The following is a 22,855-nucleotide window of genomic DNA, read 5'->3' on the forward strand; positions in this document are numbered from 1 at the left end:
ATGTGGGGCTTTCGGAATCATCAAAAAGGGATAGAATTTAGATGTACTAACCAGGCTTTATTTTGGCGTCCAGTAAGGGGGATAGCAATTGCTTTCTGGAGTATGGCCTCAAATAACGGTGTTTTGTATTTGCCCCGGAGATGTGGATGATGAGTCACCAGGAACCGACTTCTAAACTTCACCATATACTGGTTGTAGATGATCAACAGTCAAACCTGACAAGCCTTGCACAGATATTGAAAATCACTTATCGGGTCTCATTGGCCTCAAATGGGCAGATGTGTCTCGATCAGCTTGAGCAGGATCCACCTGATCTGATACTGCTTGATGTCGATATGCCGTTGATGGATGGCTTGACGGTCTGTCGAATCATTAAGGCCAATCCAGCTACCTCACCGATCCCTGTGATCTTTGTATCTGCGCTCTCCAGATTAAGCGAGCGTCTGGCTGGTTATAAGGCCGGCGCTGATGACTATGTCTCCAAGCCCTATGATGTAGATGAGCTGTTACTGAAGATTCGAATTGCTTTCAACAATCATCATGATCTGCAGAATGCGAAGCAACGCTCGTCTCTGGTTCAGGAGGAGATGGAAGAGTCTTTGGCGTTCAGTGCTGAACTTGGGGAGCTGGCGAAGTTTATCTCTGTCAGTCTTGAGTGTGACGATATCCGCTCTCTTGGGGAACAGATGCTGACCACTTTTGAGCGATTTGGTTTACGGGTGATCATACGTATGACCTCCAGCGGCCACTATTTTTCCCATGCCGGTGAAGTGGGGGTATTGGATCAGGAGATGATGGAAAGTATGTATGACAAAGGCCGAATCATCGATTTTGGTCATCGCACTTTAATCAATACAAAATTTGTCTCAGTTTTAGTGCGCAATATGCCCGTGCACAACAAGACCTGCTATCAGCGTTGGAAGGAGAATCTGAATTTGTTGGTTGAGGTGGTTAATCAGCGGATCTCAGGTGTGCAGCGGTTAGTTGATAAGCAGGGTGAGCGAGAGCGATTGCAACCATTGATAACCAGCATTCATAAACTCATCGATGGTATACAGAGCCAGGAAAATATTTTGCTTAATGAAGAGGCGCCTCACCACGTCAGTCGTCTATTGATGGCTTGGGAGTCTGAGCAGTTATAAGCTGCAGATACATCCGCTTTCAGGATTTTCGTAGTCCTCCTCCATTACCTGGTAACCACCCCTCCTAAGCGTTGTCGCGGTTCTCCTGTTTCCAGGGTAAGAGACGAGTCTGGAGTGCTGTGAGATAATCACACCTCATCAGGCTATTACTCTGTGATCAAAAGCTTCTCTTTTGCATCGACAAGGGCCTTTAAATACAGGAATACCAATGCCGTTAATAACCCTGCGCAACCTCCACTTGAGCTTTGGCGATGCGCCACTACTGGATGGGGTCAACCTGAGTATTGAAAAAGGAGAACGCATCGCGCTGTTGGGGCGTAACGGTATGGGTAAGTCGACCTTGATGAAGGTGATCATGGGGTCTCAGATCGCAGATGATGGTGAGCGTGTAGTCAGTAACGGTGTGGATATCGCCCGTCTGATTCAGGAGGTACCCGAGGATGTTTCCGGATCTGTCTATGACCTGGTTGCTGACGGCATGGGAGGGCTGGCAGAAAAACTCAAGAACTACCACCGTATTAGTCATCGTCTGGCCGAGGAGGGAGATCAGGCGCTGTTGGAATCACTTGCAGAGGCGCAGCATGATCTTGAGTCCTCAGGTGGTTGGCAGCTGGAGCAACGGGTGGAAACTGTTATTTCCCGCACAGGACTGGATGCAGATGCCCAATTCAGTGAACTCTCAGGAGGTTTGAAGCGCCGGGTGCTGTTGGCTCAGGCATTGGTTACCGAACCCGATCTGCTGTTACTGGACGAACCAACCAACCATCTCGACATTGAGGCGATCGACTGGATGGAAAATCTATTGCTTGGTTTTCCAGGTGCAGTTCTGTTTGTTACCCATGATCGGGCATTTTTACGCCGGCTGGCGACCAGGATTCTCGAACTTGACCGGGGGCAGATGACTGATTGGCCTGGAGACTATGGCAATTTTCTGCGTCGAAAAGAGGAGATGCTGAATGCTGAAGCCCAAGCCAATGATAGATTCGATAAAAAACTGGCCCAGGAAGAGGTTTGGATTCGACAGGGCATCAAGGCGAGAAGAACCCGTAACGAGGGGCGGGTCAGAATGCTCAAATCGATGCGAGATGAGCGCAGCAAACGACGCAATACAACCGGACAAGTGAAGATGCAGCTGCAGTCAGCGGAGCGGTCTGGGAAACTGGTGGTCGAGGTGGAGGATATCGACTTTGCATGGGATGGGGCTCCCGTGATCAAAGGTTTCTCAACCACCATCATGCGAGGTGATCGGGTTGGTATTATCGGTCCTAACGGATCGGGCAAAACGACCTTGATAAATCTGCTGCTTGGGAAGTTGCAGCCTGACAAGGGAAAGATCAAGTTGGGGACCCAACTACAAGTTGCCTATTTTGATCAGCTACGCAGCCAGCTGAATGAAGCATTGTCTGTGCAGGAAAATGTGGGGGGTGGTAGCGACAAGGTTGAGGTGGATGGCAAAAGCAAGCACATCATCTCTTATCTACAGGACTTTTTGTTTACCCCTGAGCGGGCGAGAGCCCCGGTACATGCCTTATCTGGTGGTGAGCGTAACCGACTGCTGTTGGCTAAACTGTTTACCAGGCCTGCCAATGTTCTGGTTCTTGATGAACCTACCAATGACCTCGATATTGAAACCCTGGAGTTGCTTGAGGAGCTGCTTGTGAGCTACCAGGGGACGCTGCTGCTGGTGAGCCATGATCGGGAGTTTCTCGACCATTCTGTGACCAGCTGTCTTGTGTTTGAGGAGGGGGGCAGGCTCTCAGAATCTGTTGGTGGCTACAGTGACTGGGAGCAAAAAAGCCGTGAGCTTCGGCAAGATGCGCAGAAAATCAACCAGGAAAAGGTCAAGTCTCAGAAAGAAAAGCCGAAAAACAAGAGAGCAAAGCTGAGTTATAAAGATCAGCGCGAGTTGGATCAGTTGCCTCAAACGATTGAACAGCTGGAGCAATCCCTGAGTGGGTTCCAAGCCCAATTGAGTAATCCCGATCTCTATCAGACATCCGGGGCAGAACAGATTGGTGAGCTACAGCTGCAGATGACAGAGGTGGAACAAAACCTGGAGCAGGCCTATGCACGCTGGGAATATCTTGAATCGCTCAAGGAGGCGCTGTGATCGACGTTCACGCCCGACACCCTCACTCATGAGGGGTCTGGTTCTGCTTATTATTCTGGGATTGTTGATTCCGGCATCAGTCTGGGCTGGTGGCAGTTGTGTGGTTGCCAAACGCCAGGGTGACTCCCTCGCCATTGAGTGGGAGGCCTCCTTCTCAGATAGTGCGGAAACAGCGCTGCTGAAAGCGAAACAGCGTCTTCTTGATCAAGGCTATCGAACAAAAGGTCAGGATGTTCACGCCCAGGCAAGTACCGATCTGCCCCATGCCTATATGGTGATCGTAAAAACGGTATACACCACCCTACGTGGAAAACCGCGTACCAGTTATGGATGTGGCTTCAGTTCACGCTCCTCAGCAGAGGCGGAGCGGGCAGCGCTATATGATCTGCGCAACTACTCCTGGGGCTGGAAGCAGGAGTACGGCTACGAGGTTGTGGAAAGGTATCGTTACTAGGCGTGGTAATTTAGGTAACCCTCAGCCGGATCTGTTGAATAGGGAATATGATCAATCTACAGAATACGGCAAAAAACCAAACCAAAAATATAACCTACATTTTGTCGGGTTATCCGCTTCTAGCGAAGGAATCTTATTAAACGCCATTAAAGGAAGTATGTCCTCCCCCAAAGGATTGTGATGGCAATTGCTGGCATGGTAAATCATAAAAAGCTAATATAAGGATATTCTTACCCACACTGAATTCAAACCAAGGCTTTTCACCATGCAGGATCCTACAAAACAATCTGACAGCGATCTGGGTCGTGTCGAGACCAAAGAGACCACCTGTTATATGTGTGCCTGCCGTTGTGGAATAAGGGTCACCCTAAGGGATGGGGAAGTACGCCATATCGAGGGTAATCCCAGCCATCCTCTAAACAAAGGGGTGATCTGCGCCAAGGGCTCCTCCGGTATCATGAAACAGTACTCACCTGCGCGGCTGACCAAGCCACTACTGCGTAAGCAGGGCGCCGAGCGGGGAGACTCAGAATTTGAAGAGATCTCATGGGAGCGGGCCTTCGACCTGATTGAAGAGCGTCTGGGAAAAATACGGGGGGAGGATCCCAAGAAATTTGCGCTGTTTACCGGCCGGGATCAGATGCAGGCCCTGACCGGACTATTTGCGAAGCAGTTCGGTACGCCAAACTACGCAGCTCATGGCGGCTTTTGCTCAGTCAATATGGCCGCTGGCCTGATCTATACCATCGGTGGTTCATTCTGGGAGTTCGGTGGGCCCGATCTGGAGCGCTCCAAGCTGTTCATCATGATCGGTACAGCAGAGGATCACCACTCCAATCCAATGAAGATTGCCCTGGCCGATTTTAAACGGCGGGGTGGACGTTTTATCTCCATCAATCCGATCCGCACCGGTTATTCAGCCATTGCCGATGAGTGGGTGCCCATCAAGCCGGGTACCGATGGCGCTCTGATACTGGCGGTCATCCGTGAATTGATCCTGCAGGGACTCTACGATCGAGAGTTTCTGATCAAATATACTAACTCTGCCGAACTTGTTGTTGATGACCAGGAGTGTGACGATTACGGCCTGTTCCGTCGCTTTGAGACCCATGTGGAAGAGGGCTGCTTCGATCCAGAGAATAAACTCTGGTGGGATCGGGAGCTGGATCGGGAAATTTCAACCCATACACCCGGTACCGACCCCCGACTGTTGGGGAATTTCACCCTTGAGGATGGCACCTCAGTAAAGCCGGCTTTTCAGTTGCTGAAAGAGCGTGTGGAAGAGTACACCGCAGAGTGGGCCGAAGACATCACCGGAATTCCTGCTGAGACAATCAAGCGTCTGGCCCATGAAATGGGTGTTGTAGCTCGTGACCAGAAAATTGAACTGCCGATTCAATGGACAGACAGCTGGGGTAACGACCATGCCAGTGTTACCGGTAATCCGGTCTCTTTTCATGCCATGCGCGGGCTGGCTGCTCACTCCAACGGCTTTCAGGCGATCCGTGCACTGGGTATCCTGATGACCATTCTGGGCACCATCGACAGGCCAGGTGGTTTTCGTCATAAAGCCCCATTTCCAAGGCCCATTCCCCCTTGTCCCAAGCCACCCAACTCACCGGAGGGTGTGCAACCGAATACACCTTTGGATGGCATGCCTCTGGGTTGGCCATCCAAACCAGACGATCTGTTTGTAGATGAACAGGGAGAGGCGGTAAGAATCGACAAGGCTTTCTCTTGGGAGTATCCCTTATCGGTGCATGGACTGATGCACAATGTCATCACCAACGCCTGGCGGGGTGACCCCTATCCGATCGACACTTTGTTGCTGTTCATGGCGAATATGGCCTGGAACTCCTCCATGAATACCGAAAATGTTCGGGATATGCTGAAAGACAAGGATGAGCATGGTGAGTACAAAATTCCGTTCATTATTGTTGCTGACGCTTTCCAGTCAGAGACGGTTGCCTTTGCCGATCTGGTGCTGCCCGATACCACCTATTTGGAGCGTCACGATGCGATGTCGATGCTCGACAGGCCAATCTCTGAATTTGAGGGGCCTGTGGACTCTGTGCGTATCCCTGTGGTGCCGCCGAAAGGGGAGTGCAAACCATTCCAAGAGGTATTGATTGAACTGGGCAGTCGACTTGGTTTACCGGCTTTTGTGAAACAGGATGGCAGTCGGAAATTCAGGGACTACCCGGATTTTATCACCAACTATGAAAGCTCTCCTGGTTCCGGGATCGGCTTTCTGGCCGGTTGGCGGGGTAAAGGTGGTGAGAAGTTTCTTAAAGGTGAACCCAATCCCCGCCAATGGGAGATGTACCAGAAAAATGGCTGTTTCTACCAATACGAGTTGCCAAAATCGTATCAATACATGCGCAACTGGAACCAGGGCTACCTGGAGTGGGCAAGAGCCCACGGCATGACCCGTTATGTGGAGCCGATAACGATACATCTCTACTCCGAAGTGTTGCAGCGCTTTCGTCTGGCAGCCCAGGGGAAATTACCGGGTAAGCAGCCACCTGAGCGGTTGCGCAAACGGATTGACAGAAATTTCGATCCACTGCCGTTTTACACTGCACCGCTGGAGCACAAGCTGATCGATAACAGACAGTATCAGATCAGTGCCCTGACCCAGCGCCCGATGGCGATGTACCACTCCTGGGATTCCCAGAATGCCTGGTTGCGTCAGATCCACACCCACAACTATCTATTCGTCAATCCCAAGCTGGCGGAAGCGAGTGGTTTTGGAGACGGTGATTGGATCTGGGTGGAATCGCCAACCAACAAAGTGCGCTGTATGGCGCGATTCTCTGAGGCGGTAGAGCCGAGTACGGTCTGGACCTGGAATGCGATCGGTAAAGCAGCCGGTGCCTGGGGGTTGAGTGACAAAGCGAATGAGTCACAGAAGGGGTTTCTGCTCAATCATCTGATTTCTGAAGAGTTGCCACCTTGTGAAGCGGGAGAGTTCATGTCGAATTCTGACCCCGTAACCGGGCAGGCGGCCTGGTTTGATGTGCGGGTAAAGATCTATCCGGCCGGCAAGGATGAACCCAAGGTGACCTCGCCCCAGTTTAAAGTGCAAAAGAGAGTGCCAGGTCAGGATCCTCGCCGAGGTAAATGGCAGGCCTACTTTGCCGGCATGTTTCGGCGCAAGCACAACATCAAATGAATGATCTAACTATTGGTTTAATAAAATGACACAACTAGCACTCGTCATTGATCTCAACGTCTGCGTCGGCTGTCACGCTTGTGTGACCAGCTGCAAAGAGTGGAATACCTCCGGTTGGGCTGGTTCCATGACTGATAAACGGCCCTATGACGAAGATCCAAACGGCACCTTCTTCAATAGGGTACAGACCTATGAGGCCGGTGTATTCCCCCATACTGAGACCTATCACTTTCCCAAGTCTTGCCTGCATTGTGAAGATCCACCCTGCGTTCCGGTCTGTCCGACAGGTGCCTCATATAAACGTGAGGATAATGGTGTGGTGCTGGTGGACTATGACAAATGTATCGGTTGTAAATATTGCTCCTGGGCCTGTCCATACGGCGCCCGCGAGATTGATGAAAAACAGCGGGTGATGAAAAAGTGCACCCTCTGTATCGATCGCATTAGCGATAAGACAATACCGGAATCAGAACGTAAGCCCGCCTGTGTTTTGGCCTGTCCAACCAGTGCCAGATTGTTTGGCGATGTGCATGATTCCGATTCGGTAGTCTCTGTAGCGATCCGTGAGCAGGGTGGCTATGCCTTGCAGCCTGAATGGGGTACCAAACCGGCAAATCACTATCTGCCTCGACGCAAGACTCGTATCCAGATTCATGAGGATGAGTTGGTACGAGCTGACAATCCGCTGAAGAAAGAGCAACTGCCCAGCCTGCCTGAAGGTGGTGAGACTCTTGATGATGTGGCTTGGTAAGAGCGTCCAGATGGACAATGAATTTATGTTCATGAATGGTGTATCGATTGCGATGGCTGAAAGCGTAATGGTTAGGCACGCTGCAAGCGAAAACCTTCATGATATTTGAGTTTCGGAGAATTAATCATGCATCCAGCCTTTTCTGTAATATTCCTGACCACCTTGATTGGTGTCGGACAGGGGCTGTTTTTAGCCTTGTTTACAGGCCAACTCTACTCGCTGGCCAATTTGCTGCCGGTGCAGAGTGATGAGTTCTATGCCCAGGGCAGTATCTTATCCCTGTTGTTGCTGATTGCCGGACTGATCGCATCGGTGTTTCATTTAGGTCGTCCAGAAAGGGCCTGGCGAGCAGCGACTCAATGGCGAACCTCCTGGCTATCCCGTGAAGTGATTATACTGCCTGTCACAATGGCCTTAACGGCAATGTATGGTCTATTTCACTATCTGGAATGGACTCAACCCCTTTTTGTTATATCGCAAACCTTACCGGTGGATATCACTTTGATTATCGGTGCCATTGGTACCGTGGCGACTTTTTTACTGTTTCTCTGTACCGCCATGATTTATGCCAGCCTTCGCTTTATCAAGGCCTGGCACTCTCCTTTGACGGTAGCCAACTTTCTTTTCCTAGGTATAGCCTCTGGCTTTATGCTGGCCGCTGCCGTGTCAGCCTATCAGGGATCGAACTTGGTGGTTTTTTATGGCACCTGGGCAGTTGTGGCAACTTTGCTTGGAGCGATAAGCCGCGGTGCGACGCTCTATCGTAACAGTGAATTCCGCTGCAAGGTCAGCCTTCAGTCAGCAATTGGGGTGCACCACGCGCATCTTCACCAGAAGGCCCAGGGTTTTATGGGAGGGTCATTCAATACCCGTGAGTTCTTCCATGGTAAAAGTGAGGCCTTTTTGCAGATGATTCGCTACGGCTTTCTGTTGATGGTGTTCATTCTGCCAGTGCTATTGATTCTTCTTGCTTATGTATTGGAATCATCACGACTACCGATTGCCGCTTTTTTAATTCAATATCTGGGACTTATTCTGGAGCGATACCACTTTTTTACCGAGGCTAAACACCCGCAGAATCTCTATTACCAAAGCATGGCGTAAGGAGGGTTTGAATATGAAATGGTTTGCTGTTTTATTCTTGAGTCTGGTTACCTTATCGGCAAGGGCCGATGTGGCGGTTATGGTGCATGGCTATCTTGGAAGCGCCGCTTCCTGGGAGCATAGCGGTATCAGCAATAGACTTCATCAGGCAGGCTGGCAACAGGCAGGTGTACTCACAGCCCGAGGCTTGCTTCCACTCTCATCGGCATCAGCGAAAAATAAGTTTTACACGGTTGAGCTTCCCTCTATCGAGCCCATTATGATCCAGGCAAGGGTTCTGAGGGATATGCTGAATGCCATAGCTCAACGTCACCCTCATGAGCAATTGATACTGATAGGTCACTCAGCAGGTGGTGTTGTTGCAAGAGCAGCACTGGTGATGGGTGGAATACCGAAAACAAAGGCATTGATTACCATTGCATCGCCCCATTTGGGAACCCTAAGATCCGTTGAGGCACTGGATAAGACTGACGATCTGTTTCCGGTCAGTACAGTGAAATCCTTGCTTGTCGGAGATCTCTATGACGTGGTGCGTGACTCATGGGGCGTATTACTGGATTTAACCCCTGAGCGTCCTGGAAACCTATTGTTTTGGCTAAATCGCCAACCTCATCCTGAGATTCACTATCTTTCAGTGGTGCGTTCTGGCCCAGTTGGTATGGGAGACGAGTTGGTGCCGGCGTTTAGCCAAGACATGAATAGTGTCTCAGCGCTGAAAGGCAGGGTTCAGGTCCGGCAATCGCCACTCAGCCATACCTTACATCCATTGGACGGTAAACTGCTTGCGGAAATCCTGGAAACTCTTTGAGTTGTTTTTCTAGTGTGCTAATTGGATGGTACGGCCAGGCCGCACCTACATTTTCTCAAGATAGGTAGGGTGGGGCCATGCCCCACCATAAGCCAGAATGGGCAGAATGGTGCGGCAGGGCCAGCACCCTACAGATCGCATTTCCAATAACCTGGCGACTTGTATCTCCTAGTTCCTACGCTCTAGCGAGGAATGAATAAGAGGCGCACTGTTCAGGGCAGGGTGGGGCCATGCCCCACCAAAAGCCAGAACGGGCAGAATGGTGCGGCAGGGCCAGCACCCTACAGATCGCATTTCCAATAACCTGGCGACTTATATCTCCTCGCACCCACGCTCTAGCGAGGGAATGAATAAGAGGCGCACTGTTCAGGGTAGGGTGGGGCCATGCCCCACCAAAAGCCAGAATGGAGCGTAGGGTGCCGGCCCTGCCGCACCATTTCAAATGCCATGTCAGATGTTATCCATTCAAACGTTATGGCATTTGAGCTTGTTCCCGGTCTTTATTGTCATCAAGTTACCTATGCATTCACATGCAGAGCGTAGAAACGGGGGTGCCCCTATGCCACGCCGCTAGGAAAAACCAGCAGGCCTGAGGCTCGCTGCACTCAAACAGTCAGCCCCAGCAGGCGTGTTTGACTAAATGATATTTATGATTTGATTGAATAGCCACCTGCAACACCCAGACATGACCATATCAAGATTTAGGCGCATTCGCTGAGGATTGCCTTAGTCTGCCAAGCAGGTAGGTTTCAGAATAATGTGAAGATAAATTGAACAGCAATCATCCTTGGCCTCAGTCGATCTCCACGACCCTGGTAATCAGGTTGTTTCTGCGTCTGTCAGATTTGCGTCGTTCATCTTCCTGATGAAGGCCGTCACGCATTGTCCGTCTATCCCTATTGGTAAATCTACGATGATAGCGATGGGGTCTTAGATAGAGGCCATTCACTGTCTTGCCGTCAAGATTCTCGATAATGGTATCGGTGATTGAAGTTGGGTTTACTTGAACAATCGCATGATACTCAAAGGTGTCTTGTTGAAGATCCTTTATTCTGATGATTTTTGAACGTTTAATATTTGGCTTTTTTAATAGTCCGAAAGGCGACCAACCATTACGAGCGCCCTTGATAGTAACCTTTTGCACCTCTTTCAGAGTCACATTTCTGGGTAGATGCTTATAGAAAATCCACATGTCAGCCTCCAAGCTTTATTTAAAAATACAGGCTTCATCCAGTGAAAATAATACCCGATCCCTTGGTAGCTGTATCTCTATGGTGATTGTATAAGCACACATCGGCGTTGCTACATTGCAATCACTAAAAAATTCGATTTAAAGCGCCTTACTCAAATGGGTTGAATCAACTGTCTCCAGGTGATTCGAAGTAAGGCTGGTATTGATTAGTCGACCCAATAAAAAATGTCATGAAAGTTTTGGTAAATTGGGTCTGCTTTACCTGAAGATCCATTGGTTAATCGCTATCTGACCTCTGAATAGTTTCAGCTCTGGTTAGAAAAGCTATACAAAAGTAGCTTAATGGCAGATCCTTTCACAATATCTGAACGTTTATTTCCGTTACCCAAGGGGTGCAGAATTAATCGAAAGCGTCTGAAAGTACTTATGAATTTATTTGATACTGTTTCGTTTCCATATCATGCCTTGCGTACCACTTTCATTATATTGTACATAAAGTTAGCTGAAAACCACTGCATAAGTATAGTCAAACAACGCCATGATTTGTAAACCATTGTAACCAGCGAAATATGTCATGTATGTGTCTATATCCACAAATCTACTATGGTAATAATAACTGGTGCTTTAAGTTGACAGGTGGTTCAGATGACAGCCAATTCATTACCAATGGGCAGTAATGAGTTATGATTTTAAGGTGATTCGCTTACTTGTAGTGATGGGAATAGAGCTGCCATGAGATTTAGTTTTCTGTTAATAATTCTATGTGGGTCGCTTCCAATCTCTAGTCTCTACGCAGTTGAGAATGTGGTGATGGCCAAGATGGCAGTACAGAGGGGAATCCAGTCAGGCTTCACCCGTGCGCATTCCAGATTGGTTCTCTCCGCTGAACAGGCTGGGCGTGTGGTCACGGTAAACGGGGATGTCGGTGACACTATAAGCAAGGGGAGGGCTTTTGCCTGCTTGGATGATACCTATCTGGATCTTGATCTGAGGGCCAATCGCGCTGAGCAGGAAGCTCTAAATGTCGATAGGGCCTATTATCGCAAGGAAGTTGTCCGCTATAGTAAATTGGTAAAGAAAAACAGCTCTTCTGAAAGTCAGCTGGATAGCGCTCAGCGAAATTTGGATAGGAGTGAAACCCAACTCAACTCCCTCTCAATCGCAGCAGACATTTTATTGGAACGCAAACAAAGACTTTGCATCATTGCACCAACTGGCTGGCGGGTGATAAACCGATTCGTTGAACCTGGTCAATGGATTAACGCTGGTGAAGCGGTAGTTGAGGTCGGTGACTACAGTCGACTTGTAGCGCCATTTGCTGCCAGCATGACGGAGTATCAGGCGCTATTGGCGCAACAGAAAACAGGTCTCAAAGTAGTTCTGCCAGATTTGAAGATTGAGATACCCGCAAGATTGATCCGAGTATCCCCCGCTTTTGACAAACAGTCACGCAAGATCCATTTCGAACTGGAAATCTCTAAAGGGTTGCCCTCATACCGGGGCGGATTACGTGTTGAACTCGCACTAAATATTCCAACCCGTTCCGGGGCTGTTTTGGTGCCCGAGCGTGCACTACAGCAGCGCTACGAACAATATTGGCTTAAGCGACCGGATGGCAGCGAAATTTCTGTCGTCTATCTTGGTCGCTCAAATGGTCCGGATGAGGGGTGGGTACGCGTTACCTCGCCTGAAATAGAGCCTGGGGACAAGTTTCAGGTGAGTAGCGAGTAACCCATGCGTGATCTTGTCGCATTCTCACTGAAACAGCGGGTTTTTTACAACCTGATGTTTGTGGTGTTGATTGTGGTGGGATTTATCTCCCTGTTCGCACTGCCAGCAGAGCGATATCCCAACTTTGGTTTCGGTGAAGTGATTATCTCCACCGTCTATCCCGGTGCCTCTCCTGTAGAAGTGGAGAGTCTGGTCACCCGTAAGATAGAAGATGCACTGGAAAAAGTTGATGACGTAGAGTGGATCAATTCCACATCCTTTAGCGGACGTTCCAACGTCCGACTCAAATTTATTGATGATTCTGATTACGACAGCCTCTTCAATGAGGTTCGCTTCGAAGTCTTGAATATCATCAGTGAACTGCCGGATGGTGTCGATCCGCCACAGCTACTGAATGCAAAGGTGCAGGATTGGTTGCCGGTGATTTCAGTCAACCTGTTGGGTGATCAGAGTAATCGAGCACTCTCCTTGATGGGTGAGGAGCTGAAGACACGGATTCTGAAGATTCCTGACGTGCAGCAGGTAGAGTTTTCCGGCAGGCAGACACAAGAGTTTCATCTCTATCTCGATGCCCATAAATTGCGTGAGTTCGGTATCAGCTTTGACATGGTTGCCCAGGCATTGACTAGGGCCAACCAAACTATTCCCTCTGGAAAATACACCAACCAGAGCGGTGAGTTTCTGGTCAAGATGGATGAACGCTTCTACAGCCTGGAGCAAGTTCAATCCACGGTTGTTCGCCGAGATGCTGACGGAAGCTTTCTCTATGTTGCAGACCTGGTGACCCGAATGGGAATGGATTCCCGGGATCCAATCGTGATCGCTTCTGTAAATGGTCAACCCTCTTTAGGTTTGAAGGTCATCAAGTCTGATCAGGGCAATGCCATGTCTATTCGGGATGAGGTATTTGCAATCGTCGAGGAGTTTCGCCCCATACTCAAGGCCCAGGGTGTCGAATTGGTCCTGACCCAGGACTCGACCATCTATATCAAGGATGGCTTAAGCACCCTGGGAATGAATATGTTGGTGGGTATCTTCCTGGTCTCGCTGATCATCTGGTATTTCATGGGGATTCGGAATGCAGGGCTGGTCACCATAGGGATTCCTTTCTCATTCATGATCACGATGTTGATTATGTATCTGACCGGTAACAGCCTGAATGAGATCACCCTGTTCTCCTTCGTTCTGGTCACCGGCATAGTGGTGGATGACGCTATTGTGGTGACTGAGAATATCTACCGGCATGTACAGGAAGGTAAGCCGCTAAGGGATGCGATTATCAGTGGTACAACCGAAGTCGCGCTACCTGTGATCTCCGCCACCATGACCACTGTGGCCGCGTTTCTGCCAATGCTGATCATGACCGGATCCACCGGGCAGTTTTTTGCCCTGGTTCCGAAAGCAGTGACATTCGCCATTGTTGCTTCGTTAATCGAATGCCTGCTGATATTGCCTATCCACTATCTCGATTTTGGGCCACGTGCCCAAAATGCAGTGAAACTGTTGCAGCGGGACAATCTGATGATGCGGCTGGCACGCCGTTTTACCGACTGGTTGTTGAATCTGACCATGCAATATCGGGCACTATCGGTGATCGCTGTGACTTTGTTGTTTGTCGTTTCGGTTGTGATAATCAGCCTTTCAGCCAGTGGCAAAGTACCTCTGGTGCGGATTCAGTTTTTTCCGGATGACTACAAGATCTACTATGTCGACGTGGTAGGGCCAAGTAATATTTCAATCGATGAAGTCAACCAGCGGGTGAAACAGATTGCAGAGACGGTTATGGAGGATGGGCCGGGTATGGCCAGTGCCGCGTCTGGACTTGCCGGGATGTATTTCAATGAAGACTATGAACCGATTTATGGTAATAACCATGGTTCAGTGATCGTCACCATGCCAAGTGTCAGTCAGCAGACCTTCGATGACCCTCTGGAACACTTGCAACGTATGCGCGAAAAACTTAAGCCGATCTATGAAACAGATGGCTATGAACTCCATGTGCATCCCCAAAATGATGGCCCACCCAGCGGTAAGGATATCAATGTACGGGTAGTAGGGGCGAATGTGGAGATGGTATCAGCGCTGGCCAGAGTGCTTTTGGATTATATGCGGCAGTCGTCAGATATCGGCCCTAATTTAATCGATTTAAATGATGACAGGGGTGTCCCGAAGCGGGTTTTTCGTCTTCAGGTTGATCAACAAAGGGTAGCGGAGTTTGATCTCGATAACAGTCAGGTAGCGCAGCTGGCGGCCAGTGTGCTGGATGGACGCTATGTGGGGAAATATCGTCATATCGATGAAGAGGTCGACATCAAACTGCGCATCGATCCCGGTCTATTGAATGAGCCTGAGAATGTACTCTACATCCCGGTAATCGAAGATGCAGACCGGCCTGTCTACCTCAGCGATCTTGTGCGGATCAGGGCATACAATGAATCGGGTGAGATCAAGCGCTACCAGGGACAGAGGGCCATCAGTCTCAAGGCGGATATCCGTGAAGGTTCGCCAACATCAACTCCAGCGGTGGTGAATGCAGTTAAAACCTACTATGAGACGATCCGTGATGACTATCCAGGGGCCAGCGTGACTTTTGGAGGTGAGCACGAAGATACCCAGCGCTCCTTTCAGTCACTGGCCTATGCATTCATTATTGCTGTGTTGGTGATGTATGTAATCCTGGCGACTCAATTTCAGTCTTACCTTCAGCCGTTGATCATTCTCTCTGCGATTGTATTTGCGCTGATTGGTGTGGTGTTCGGAAAACTGATTACGCAATCCCTGTTTACAGTAAACAGTTTTATCGCGGTGATTGGTGTGGCAGGTGTTGTGGTGAATGACGCTCTGGTGTTAATCGATTTTATCAATAAACGTTATCGCAGTGGTATGACACGACGGCAAGCGATTATCGAAGGGGTTCATATCCGCCTTCGTCCCATATTGTTGACCACCCTTACCACTAGCCTCGGTTTGCTGCCAATGGCGATAGGTTTCCCCAGTTATTCGCTGGTGTGGGGCACTATGGCATCGACCTTTGTTACCGGCTTGGCTGCTGCTACGGCTTTGACGCTGTTCATCATTCCCGTGTTGTGGGATCTGCTGCAGGGCCTGCAGGAATGGATGCAGAGACGCAGGGGGGATAATATCGGAAGTACTGGATAAGCCTACTCTGTCTGTTTTATTCAGAGTTTTCACGAGTCGATCGATCTGTATCACCAATAAATTGTGTTAGCCTGGCAGTTTACAGCGTGCTACCTTCTGCCCCCATCATGAAACTACTAGCCATAGAGACCGCTACTGAGGCCTGTTCCGCCGCACTTCTCATCGATGATGAGGTGGAACTGCGCTATGAGATTAAACCGAGAGGACACAGTGAGTTAATTCTCGGCATGATGGATGAGTTGCTGGCTGAGGCAGAATTAACGCCCAAGCAGCTGGATGCGATGGCATTTGGTCGTGGCCCAGGTTCATTTACAGGGGTTCGTATTGCAACAGGGGTAATACAAGGCGCTGCCTTTGCTGCAGATCTGCCGGTGGTTCCAGTCTCTACCCTGGCTGCATTGGCACAACGTGCCTACAGGGACAAGGGTGAACCAAATCTGCTGGCTGCATTTGATGCCCGAATGGGGGAGTTGTATTGGGGTGTTTACCGCGTTGGTGAAAACGAATTGGTGAAGCCACTGTTCCCAGAGCAGGTTGCAACAGCAGATCTGGTGCGGCTGCCCCTGGATCAGGAGTGGTATGGCGCTGGATCCGGTTGGGGAGTCTACGGTGCTCAGCTAGGGGAACGATTGGGACAATCCCTGCTCGGTTATAAATCGGAAATCTACTGTAGTGCTATGGATGTAGCCAGACTGGCGGCTGCTGATTTTAGTGAAGGTTTGGCACTACCTGCCGAACAGGCACTACCGGTCTATCTTCGTAATGAAGTGGCACACAAAAAGAGATAATCTCAGTCGAGGCTGTGGTAAAAAAGAGAGCTGAGTTTATACGTTACGCCACACTAGTATGACGTACCACACTAGAAACCAATTCCGATTCCGATACCACCATAACTGCTGCCTCCGCTGCTGGCGCCAAATCCGAAGTGAATTCTCGGTTTGGCCCGGGCTCGGGCTTCACGCTCCTTTGGCCAGAGCGCCAACTGATCACAAATCAGGACTGGAAAGCTGTATTCGGCCTCACCTACCAGCCCGGATCGAACCTCTGAGAATTGGCCAGTGGCTGTGACAAGTCGCCCGGAAGCATAATCACCACTTTCCAGATAGCCTGACTGTCTGGCAATAAATCGACCGATTGATGCGCTGCTGGTAGTGGGCTTTCCCTTATCATCGAGTGGGTAAGCCAATATCTCCACCTCACTGACCTGATTCAGGTTCTTGGTGGCAATAATAATCCCACCCCACTGAATATCATGCTCAGGAACGGGAGCCCCTTCAGCAGCCTCTTTTGGGAGCAGGCTTCGATCCGCAGTGACAATCACCGGACTACTGCTGCAGCCCCAAAGAGTAAATAACAGCCCCAGGATCAGTAGACGAGCGGACATAATCAGCCACTACCAGTAGTAAGGGGTTCTGCGCCAGTAGGGGTAGAAAAAAGGGTCGTAGAAGGGGTCATAGTAGTAATGGGGATGGTTATAGACCTGCTGTTTGGCCCAAAGGTGAAAACTGTTTACTCTCACTAGGGGATAGGTGTAGGGAAACTCGCCGACAGGTTTCTCCACTACCCCGTCAACTTGACCGACTACGGTAATCAGGCGGTCTTTCGGAAAGTCCTGAGGTTCCAAAAAGCCATCAATGCGGGCCATGAAACGACCACGGCTTTTGCTGCTGGTAATGGGCTTACCCGATTTGCCCAAGCGCTGGGAGAGAATCTCAATGTGGGTTTCATCTGTCAGGTTCTCTACTGATATGATTTCACCGCCCCAACGAACCCGGGCTTCAGCAAACTGCTGCGGGGCCTGCTGAACCTCATCGACCCGGATATCACCATCGACAGGGGTGCGAATGATAAGGGGGATTTTTGATCCACAGCTGCCGATGAACAGGCTTCCAGCGATGATCAAGATTATACGTCTGATATTTCTGTTCATGCTTGCCATTACTTCCAGACTTACTAGTTCCAATACTATTGACTGCTGGGTCGACGGTTAATTCCTTTACTCAGAGGGTAGCGTTCACATCATTGGTCATTCGACAATACGCTCTTTTTTGGCCTCTTCCTGATAATAGTAGTCATATTTCTGATGCATGTGGTTGGTGAAGCCCCAGGCTTCACTGTAGGAGAGACCACTGTTCTTCGGAATAATGACCTTCACGTAGAGGTTATTATGTCTCTCTTTTAGGGCAGCTAGGTTCTGTTCAAGCTTGCTTCGGGAGATGGATTTAAAGCGGCTATCCTTCGGGCCCTTATACTCTATGCGTGTGGTTTTTCCCTTTTTGGTATATCGCACTTCGACCAGGGTCTTACCCTTGGCTGTTCGTGCTGGTCGCAACAGTTTGTTGTACTGGATCTTGAGTTCAGAATAGTCCTGTTTCAAGTCTGTTATCTGGTCATCATGTTGTTGATTGAGGCTGAGGGCTTGCAGCAGCTCTTTCTCTTTGCTCGAGAGGGTGATCCGTAACTGCTCAAGATCCTGGCGTGTTGCGCTCTCTCTGGTATTTGCCTGCTCGAGGTCACTGCGGAGATCTTTAATGCTGAGATTGGCCTCGTTGACCTGATTTCTCAGCCGATCGCTCTCTTGACTGAGACGGGTGATCTGGGTATTGAGTAGGGTGCGTTCGTTACTGAGCGAGCTGACCTGGCTGTCGAGTTCATCCCGCTCACGGTTCAGTTGACTGATTTGAAAGCGTTGGCTTGAGATTGCTGCCTCCTGCTCCTCTGACCGTTCACTCAGCTGCATCAGTTGCATGCGCAGCATGGTCAGTTCATGTTCCCGTGCGATTAACCGCTCTTCGAGGGTCTCATTCTCCTCATCGGTGGAACGCACCAGCTCCATTGCCTGCTGTTCGGATTCCATGGTGGCTCGTAATTGACTCAGCAGCTCCATGTTACGCAGCAGCAGTATCACCATGGCAAGCATGAAAATCATCACGATTACAGTCATGATGTCTGTAAAAGAGGGCCAGAAACTGTCTTCGCCCTGTGCGCTCTGGTTATTGAGACGCAGATCGATGAAGCTATCGTCCATCTCGATCAATCATCCTCGTGCAGGCGGAAGCCGATTTTCAGAACATGTTTGATCTCAGACAGATCGTTGTGAATGGCTTCGTTTTTCTCCTCAACACTGTCCAGGGAGTCGAGCATCCGCTGTTCGATATTCTCGAAGGTCTCCTGAGACTTGCTCATCTGGTTGACCAGCTCCTGAAGTGAGCGTACCAGGCCGGTGAATTCGTAAAGGGCGCTGTCGGTCTGAACCTGAAATCTGGGAATCAACTCATTCACAGTGATCTGCTCAACAGCACTGATCAGATTGGTCTGAACATCACTGAGCTTGAGATGGAAATAGCCAAAGAACATGAAGCAGATGATTGCAGTGATGGTGGTGGAGAGTGCGGTGGACATGCCGTGTACCACCATCCCCATACCGCCGACATTGATTGATGTGGCGAGTAGGTCAGATGCGCCTATAAGGGCGATGGAGAGGGATACGATGGTGCCAAAAACACCGGTTAGAATGAGAATGTTGTTGATGAATTTGGGTAAGCTGTTACGGGTACTCTCACTAGCTACCAGAGTCGATGCCAGGGAGCCATGGTTAATTGGGCAATTAGCCTTGTGCAGCCCCTGCATGGTGCGGTAGCGGTTAGAGATAATCGCCCGCTTGTGGATGCGTTTCAGAGGATCGGCTTCACCCTCCCGCAGATTGCCCAGAAACCGGATCAGTGCATTCTCTTCTGAAGCGTAGTGCAGAAAAATTGCAATCATGCGTAAGATGCCGATTGAAAACAGACCGACAATAGCGCCATTGATGATCAATCCGGTACTGGTGAGTTGATCACGGAAATAGACATCATTGATGAACTCAAATTTCCACACCATGAGTGCCGCGATTATTGCGGACAGGAGAATCATCCGGATCAGAATGTTGCGACTGAAATTTCGACGCAGCTGTATGCTTCCCAAAGCTCTGCTCCCACCAAGATATGAAATAGATTACACAGTGTAACTCAGTAGCCGTGTTTCATGGAATAAATCCTGATACATTCTTAAGGGCACATCGATTAATTGCTTGTGCCCTTAAACACAGTTTCCGCAGTTGACCACTCTGTTCTGTTGCCAGGATGCGGATTCCAGGTTAAATCAAAAGAGCATCTGTTGCTCTAAGCACTATTCAAGAAGGTTGTTCAGATGCTGCATAACGATAAAACCACTGATGCCAGGCAAGCTTTGCTGCAGATCTATCAACGTGCTCTGACCAGGGTGGAAGGCAGGGCTGCAGTCGCTGCCTGGTTGCAGAAAAATCCGATTCAGACCGAGGTCAGAATGATCGCCATAGGCAAGGCAGCCCAGTCGATGGCATTCGGTGCTCATGACGCTCTGGGTGGCAGGATTCGTCAAGGCCTGGTGATTTCCAAATATGACCATCTGGATCATGAACTATGCCGTCTAAGTGGCTGGGAGTCGATAGAATCGGCTCATCCTGTACCTGATAGTGCCAGCCTGAAGGCTGGAGAGCGTCTGTTGAAGCTGTTGTCTGATGAGAGCGAGTTACCCCTGCTGATACTCATATCCGGTGGGGCTTCAAGTCTGGTGGAAGCGCCGATAGATGGTGTAGATCTGCCTTTTTTGGTGCGCGTCAATCAGTGGCTGCTGGGCAGTGGTCTGGATATCGTCTCCATGAACTGGGTACGCAAGGGACTTTCCCGTATCAAGGGGGGAGGGCTATTGAACTGGTTGAATGGTCGGGAAACCTATCTGCTGGCAGTTTCCGATGTGCCTGGTGATATCCCTTCGGCCATAGGCTCAGGGCTACTCAGCCCGGATGCGGATCTTCAACAAAGGATCTCCACCCTCGCATTGCCGGACTGGCTGCAGGAAAAACTGGCTTCAGGTGCACAACAGCGGGCACTGCAGGAACCGCTGCTTGAGCCGCCTCAATTGCACATTGTGGCCAATCTGGATGCAGCGAAAGCAGCCGCTGCAGAACAGGCAAAGATTTTAGGGTACGAAGTTAATGTGGAAACAGAGTTTTTGGAAGGGGATGCGGCCAGTACCGGGCGGAAGTTGGCCAGACAGATAGTCGAAAACCCTCCTGGCGTGACGATCTGGGGGGGTGAGACGACAGTGAACCTACCTGAGAACCCAGGTAGAGGAGGGCGCAATCAACATTTGGCACTGGCCGGGGCTGAGGTTTTGGCGGACTCCACAGCATGTCTGCTGCTCTCCATAGGAACCGATGGAACCGATGGACCTACGCAAGATGCCGGGGCACTGGTGGATGGGCAGACCATTTATCGTGCTCAAGAGGAGGGATTCGATGTCGGGAAGAGCCTGGCAGCGGCGGATTCCGGTCAACTGCTTGCTGCCAGTGGTGATCTCATTACCACTGGCCCTACCGGTACCAATGTTATGGATTTAGTGATTGGGTTAAAAGGATGAATCAAGAGCGATCACTCTATCTGGCTGCACGGGCCTGTCTGCTGTGCGAGTCGGTGGATGAGAAAATGGCAATGACTGAAGAGATCGCCAAAGCCTGGGCCGAGAGTGAGCTGACGCTTTCCGCTTGGACAGATGCTGATGCAATTACTCAGGCTGGTCATCCGCAACGTCCGGAGTTGGTACATCCCAGCCAGTTACCGAGGCGTGGCCTGGGTAGCGATGAGGGACGCCTGGCACTGATTCATGCCATCGCCCATATTGAATTCAATGCCATAAATCTGGCTTGGGACGCGGTTCAGCGCTTTCCCGATCTACCGCCGGAGTTCTATAGCGACTGGATTCAGGTGGCGGTGGAAGAGGTGGACCATTTTCAACGGCTGAGGTTGCGTCTCCAGGCTGGTGGCGCCGATTATGGTGATTTCCCTGGACACAACGGACTATGGGAGATGGCCGTACGAACAGCTCACGATCCACTGGTGAGAATGGCCCTGGTACCCCGCATGCTGGAGGCCCGCGGGCTCGACGTCACTCCTGGGATAATGGCCCGCTTCAGTGAGATCAATGACCAGCAGACAGTCGATGCATTGGAAGTCATTCTTAGGGAGGAGGTGGGACACGTGCAGTTTGGAAGTCGCTGGTTCAACTACCTCTGCGAGCAGAGGGGGCTGAATGCGGAAGAGGCCTATTTTGATCTGCTGGAAAACTTTCTTAATGGAGAGATCCGTTGCCCACTACATCACCAGGCCAGACTGGATGCCGGATTCAGTCAGTCTGAGCTGCAGAGATTGGAGGCACTATGCAAATGAGTATCTGCAGGTATATATCAAAAATGATCTGGATTCTTCTCTCTCTTCATCTCTCTTCGCCACTCACAGCAGGGGAACAGCAGGCAGAGCTGTTGCAGTATCAGATCAAAGAGGCTGGCCAGGAGCCCTATCTCAGCAGGATCTTTGTTACTCCCTTGATGATGCGCATCGATCAGGGCGAAAACATAGATGGCTATATTCTCTACGACCGCCGTCAAAGGGTGATCTACAGCGTCGATTATGAGGAACGCACCACTCTAGTGATCAAACCCAAAGCTGAAAAAGGTAGACCCTTGGTCGCCCCACCGAAGGTCACAACCCAGGCCCTTGATGTGGGAGATGCGCCAATGGTGGCGGGTCAGAAACCCAAGCACTGGCGAATGCTGGTGAATGACCAGCCCTGTCAGGAGGCGTTGACGGTTTCCGGTGTCATGGAGAAGAGTCTTAGCGCACAAAAAGAGTATCTCCAGTTGCTGGCAGAGCAACACAAAATCACTCTTGCTGCGACACCAATGGCGTTTAGGGATGAGTGTGCCGATGCAATGCAGGTCTATGCGCCGACCACTTTGTGGGATAAAGGCTTGCCCCTGCGACTCTGGGATATCAACAACAATCAGCAGATTTTAATCGACTTTTCTCCGGCGACAGCTGTGTCAGCAGAGCAGTTTAGTCTGCCGGATGATTTCGAACGTCTACCTATGCACTAGGTCGGAAGGGGTCGGAGTCGAGAGCTACCATATCGCGATTCATTTCGAAAAATCACAAGTGAATTTCTCTAGCAAGTCTATCCGTTCTGGGTCCGACTCCGAGCCCGGAGATAAATTATTAGCGAGCTTTGGTGGGGCATGGCCCCACCCTACCAACCACCCCTCATGTAGGGTGGGGCCTTGCCCCACCAGCTGAGAACAAAAAGAAACGTTAAACGTTTGGGTCAGCAACCCACTAGGGGCAAGGATTGGAATGGAGCGGAGTCGAGAGCTACCA

The 22,855-nt window shown here is 50.2% G+C and carries 18 protein-coding genes; 13 read left to right on the plus strand and 5 right to left on the minus strand.

The window, feature by feature from the left end; translation table 11 throughout:
• The first annotated feature begins 146 nt into the window (after positions 1-146).
• The 7 genes from AC4IE7_RS16265 to AC4IE7_RS16295 all read left to right on the plus strand — a co-directional run bounded on the left by AC4IE7_RS16265 (position 147) and on the right by AC4IE7_RS16295 (position 9,544).
• The gene (locus tag AC4IE7_RS16265) at positions 147-1,142 is read left to right on the plus strand and encodes a response regulator (protein WP_490777913.1); all 996 of its coding nucleotides are present in this window, start codon (positions 147-149) and stop codon (positions 1,140-1,142) included.
• Positions 1,143-1,350: 208 nt separating this feature from the next.
• Positions 1,351-3,252 (plus strand): ATP-binding cassette domain-containing protein, encoded by a 1,902-nt coding sequence (locus AC4IE7_RS16270; RefSeq protein ID WP_490777914.1) that lies wholly within the window; start codon positions 1,351-1,353, stop codon positions 3,250-3,252.
• Between the two features lie 28 nt (positions 3,253-3,280).
• Positions 3,281-3,706, plus strand: coding sequence for a hypothetical protein (locus AC4IE7_RS16275; RefSeq protein WP_490777915.1), 426 nt, complete (start codon positions 3,281-3,283; stop codon positions 3,704-3,706).
• Positions 3,707-3,971: 265 nt separating this feature from the next.
• Entirely contained in the window at positions 3,972-6,881 is a 2,910-nt protein-coding gene (gene soeA, locus AC4IE7_RS16280; RefSeq protein WP_490777916.1) for a sulfite dehydrogenase subunit SoeA, read from the plus strand.
• Positions 6,882-6,906: 25 nt separating this feature from the next.
• Positions 6,907-7,632 (plus strand): 4Fe-4S dicluster domain-containing protein, encoded by a 726-nt coding sequence (locus AC4IE7_RS16285; RefSeq protein ID WP_490777917.1) that lies wholly within the window; start codon positions 6,907-6,909, stop codon positions 7,630-7,632.
• Between the two features lie 126 nt (positions 7,633-7,758).
• Complete coding sequence (soeC, locus tag AC4IE7_RS16290) at positions 7,759-8,736, plus strand: sulfite dehydrogenase subunit SoeC (protein ID WP_490777918.1); 978 nt, start codon at positions 7,759-7,761, stop codon at positions 8,734-8,736.
• A gap of 13 nt (positions 8,737-8,749) precedes the next feature.
• Positions 8,750-9,544 carry an esterase/lipase family protein gene (locus tag AC4IE7_RS16295; RefSeq protein WP_490777919.1) on the plus strand — a complete coding sequence of 265 codons (795 nt, stop codon included), beginning with the start codon at positions 8,750-8,752 and terminating at the stop codon, positions 9,542-9,544.
• A 793-nt stretch (positions 9,545-10,337) separates the two neighbouring features.
• Here the strand turns inward: AC4IE7_RS16295 and AC4IE7_RS16300 are convergent.
• Complete coding sequence (locus tag AC4IE7_RS16300) at positions 10,338-10,736, minus strand: hypothetical protein (protein ID WP_490777920.1); 399 nt, start codon at positions 10,734-10,736, stop codon at positions 10,338-10,340.
• 819 nt (positions 10,737-11,555) lie between these two features.
• Between AC4IE7_RS16300 and AC4IE7_RS16305 the strand changes: the two genes are divergently transcribed.
• From AC4IE7_RS16305 to tsaB, 3 genes are all read left to right on the plus strand, one after another.
• Positions 11,556-12,467 carry an efflux RND transporter periplasmic adaptor subunit gene (locus tag AC4IE7_RS16305; protein WP_490777921.1) on the plus strand — a complete coding sequence of 304 codons (912 nt, stop codon included), beginning with the start codon at positions 11,556-11,558 and terminating at the stop codon, positions 12,465-12,467.
• 3 nt (positions 12,468-12,470) lie between these two features.
• Positions 12,471-15,626: an efflux RND transporter permease subunit gene (locus AC4IE7_RS16310; protein WP_490777922.1), complete on the plus strand. Its 3,156-nt coding sequence runs from the start codon at positions 12,471-12,473 to the stop codon at positions 15,624-15,626.
• Between the two features lie 107 nt (positions 15,627-15,733).
• Positions 15,734-16,414: a tRNA (adenosine(37)-N6)-threonylcarbamoyltransferase complex dimerization subunit type 1 TsaB gene (tsaB, locus tag AC4IE7_RS16315; RefSeq protein WP_490777923.1), complete on the plus strand. Its 681-nt coding sequence runs from the start codon at positions 15,734-15,736 to the stop codon at positions 16,412-16,414.
• Between the two features lie 71 nt (positions 16,415-16,485).
• Here tsaB and AC4IE7_RS16320 read toward each other — a convergent pair whose 3' ends face one another.
• The 4 genes from AC4IE7_RS16320 to AC4IE7_RS16335 all read right to left on the minus strand — a co-directional run bounded on the left by AC4IE7_RS16320 (position 16,486) and on the right by AC4IE7_RS16335 (position 19,589).
• Positions 16,486-17,010, minus strand: coding sequence for a Slp family lipoprotein (locus tag AC4IE7_RS16320; protein WP_490777924.1), 525 nt, complete (start codon positions 17,008-17,010; stop codon positions 16,486-16,488).
• A gap of 9 nt (positions 17,011-17,019) precedes the next feature.
• Positions 17,020-17,556 (minus strand): Slp family lipoprotein, encoded by a 537-nt coding sequence (locus AC4IE7_RS16325; protein ID WP_490777925.1) that lies wholly within the window; start codon positions 17,554-17,556, stop codon positions 17,020-17,022.
• 96 nt (positions 17,557-17,652) lie between these two features.
• Positions 17,653-18,654, minus strand: a complete 1,002-nt coding sequence (locus AC4IE7_RS16330) for a hypothetical protein (protein ID WP_490777926.1) — start codon at positions 18,652-18,654, stop codon at positions 17,653-17,655.
• A 5-nt stretch (positions 18,655-18,659) separates the two neighbouring features.
• Entirely contained in the window at positions 18,660-19,589 is a 930-nt protein-coding gene (locus AC4IE7_RS16335) for a hypothetical protein (protein WP_490777927.1), read from the minus strand.
• Positions 19,590-19,814: 225 nt separating this feature from the next.
• Here AC4IE7_RS16335 and AC4IE7_RS16340 point away from each other — a divergent pair, with 225 nt between their 5' ends.
• The 3 genes from AC4IE7_RS16340 to AC4IE7_RS16350 are packed head-to-tail and all read left to right on the plus strand — an operon-like array spanning position 19,815 to position 22,578.
• Positions 19,815-21,065: a glycerate kinase type-2 family protein gene (locus tag AC4IE7_RS16340; RefSeq protein ID WP_490777928.1), complete on the plus strand. Its 1,251-nt coding sequence runs from the start codon at positions 19,815-19,817 to the stop codon at positions 21,063-21,065.
• A complete protein-coding gene (locus AC4IE7_RS16345) occupies positions 21,062-21,871 on the plus strand; it encodes a ferritin-like domain-containing protein (RefSeq protein WP_490777929.1) in 810 nt (269 codons plus the stop codon). Before AC4IE7_RS16340 ends, AC4IE7_RS16345 begins: the two co-directional genes overlap by 4 nt.
• Before the next feature lie 23 nt (positions 21,872-21,894).
• Positions 21,895-22,578 (plus strand): hypothetical protein, encoded by a 684-nt coding sequence (locus AC4IE7_RS16350; protein WP_490777930.1) that lies wholly within the window; start codon positions 21,895-21,897, stop codon positions 22,576-22,578.
• The last annotated feature ends 277 nt before the right edge of the window (positions 22,579-22,855 follow it).

The sequence above is a fragment of the Candidatus Thiodiazotropha sp. AKAK3 genome (genome assembly GCF_058244645.1).

What these genes read in the sequence shown, in the direction of transcription:
- AC4IE7_RS16275 (WP_490777915.1), top strand. Translation starts at nt 3,281, where the DNA reads ATGAGGGGTCTGGTTCTGCTTATTATTCTGGGATTGTTGATTCCGGCA.
- soeC (WP_490777918.1), top strand. Translation starts at nt 7,759, where the DNA reads ATGCATCCAGCCTTTTCTGTAATATTCCTGACCACCTTGATTGGTGTC.
- AC4IE7_RS16345 (WP_490777929.1), top strand. Translation starts at nt 21,062, where the DNA reads ATGAATCAAGAGCGATCACTCTATCTGGCTGCACGGGCCTGTCTGCTG.
- tsaB (WP_490777923.1), top strand. Translation starts at nt 15,734, where the DNA reads ATGAAACTACTAGCCATAGAGACCGCTACTGAGGCCTGTTCCGCCGCA.
- AC4IE7_RS16320 (WP_490777924.1), bottom strand. Translation starts at nt 17,010, where the DNA reads ATGTCCGCTCGTCTACTGATCCTGGGGCTGTTATTTACTCTTTGGGGC.
- AC4IE7_RS16270 (WP_490777914.1), top strand. Translation starts at nt 1,351, where the DNA reads ATGCCGTTAATAACCCTGCGCAACCTCCACTTGAGCTTTGGCGATGCG.
- AC4IE7_RS16265 (WP_490777913.1), top strand. Translation starts at nt 147, where the DNA reads ATGATGAGTCACCAGGAACCGACTTCTAAACTTCACCATATACTGGTT.
- AC4IE7_RS16300 (WP_490777920.1), bottom strand. Translation starts at nt 10,736, where the DNA reads ATGTGGATTTTCTATAAGCATCTACCCAGAAATGTGACTCTGAAAGAG.
- soeA (WP_490777916.1), top strand. Translation starts at nt 3,972, where the DNA reads ATGCAGGATCCTACAAAACAATCTGACAGCGATCTGGGTCGTGTCGAG.
- AC4IE7_RS16330 (WP_490777926.1), bottom strand. Translation starts at nt 18,654, where the DNA reads ATGGACGATAGCTTCATCGATCTGCGTCTCAATAACCAGAGCGCACAG.
- AC4IE7_RS16305 (WP_490777921.1), top strand. Translation starts at nt 11,556, where the DNA reads ATGGCAGTACAGAGGGGAATCCAGTCAGGCTTCACCCGTGCGCATTCC.
- AC4IE7_RS16350 (WP_490777930.1), top strand. Translation starts at nt 21,895, where the DNA reads ATGATCTGGATTCTTCTCTCTCTTCATCTCTCTTCGCCACTCACAGCA.
- AC4IE7_RS16340 (WP_490777928.1), top strand. Translation starts at nt 19,815, where the DNA reads ATGCTGCATAACGATAAAACCACTGATGCCAGGCAAGCTTTGCTGCAG.
- AC4IE7_RS16285 (WP_490777917.1), top strand. Translation starts at nt 6,907, where the DNA reads ATGACACAACTAGCACTCGTCATTGATCTCAACGTCTGCGTCGGCTGT.
- AC4IE7_RS16325 (WP_490777925.1), bottom strand. Translation starts at nt 17,556, where the DNA reads ATGAACAGAAATATCAGACGTATAATCTTGATCATCGCTGGAAGCCTG.
- AC4IE7_RS16310 (WP_490777922.1), top strand. Translation starts at nt 12,471, where the DNA reads ATGCGTGATCTTGTCGCATTCTCACTGAAACAGCGGGTTTTTTACAAC.
- AC4IE7_RS16295 (WP_490777919.1), top strand. Translation starts at nt 8,750, where the DNA reads ATGAAATGGTTTGCTGTTTTATTCTTGAGTCTGGTTACCTTATCGGCA.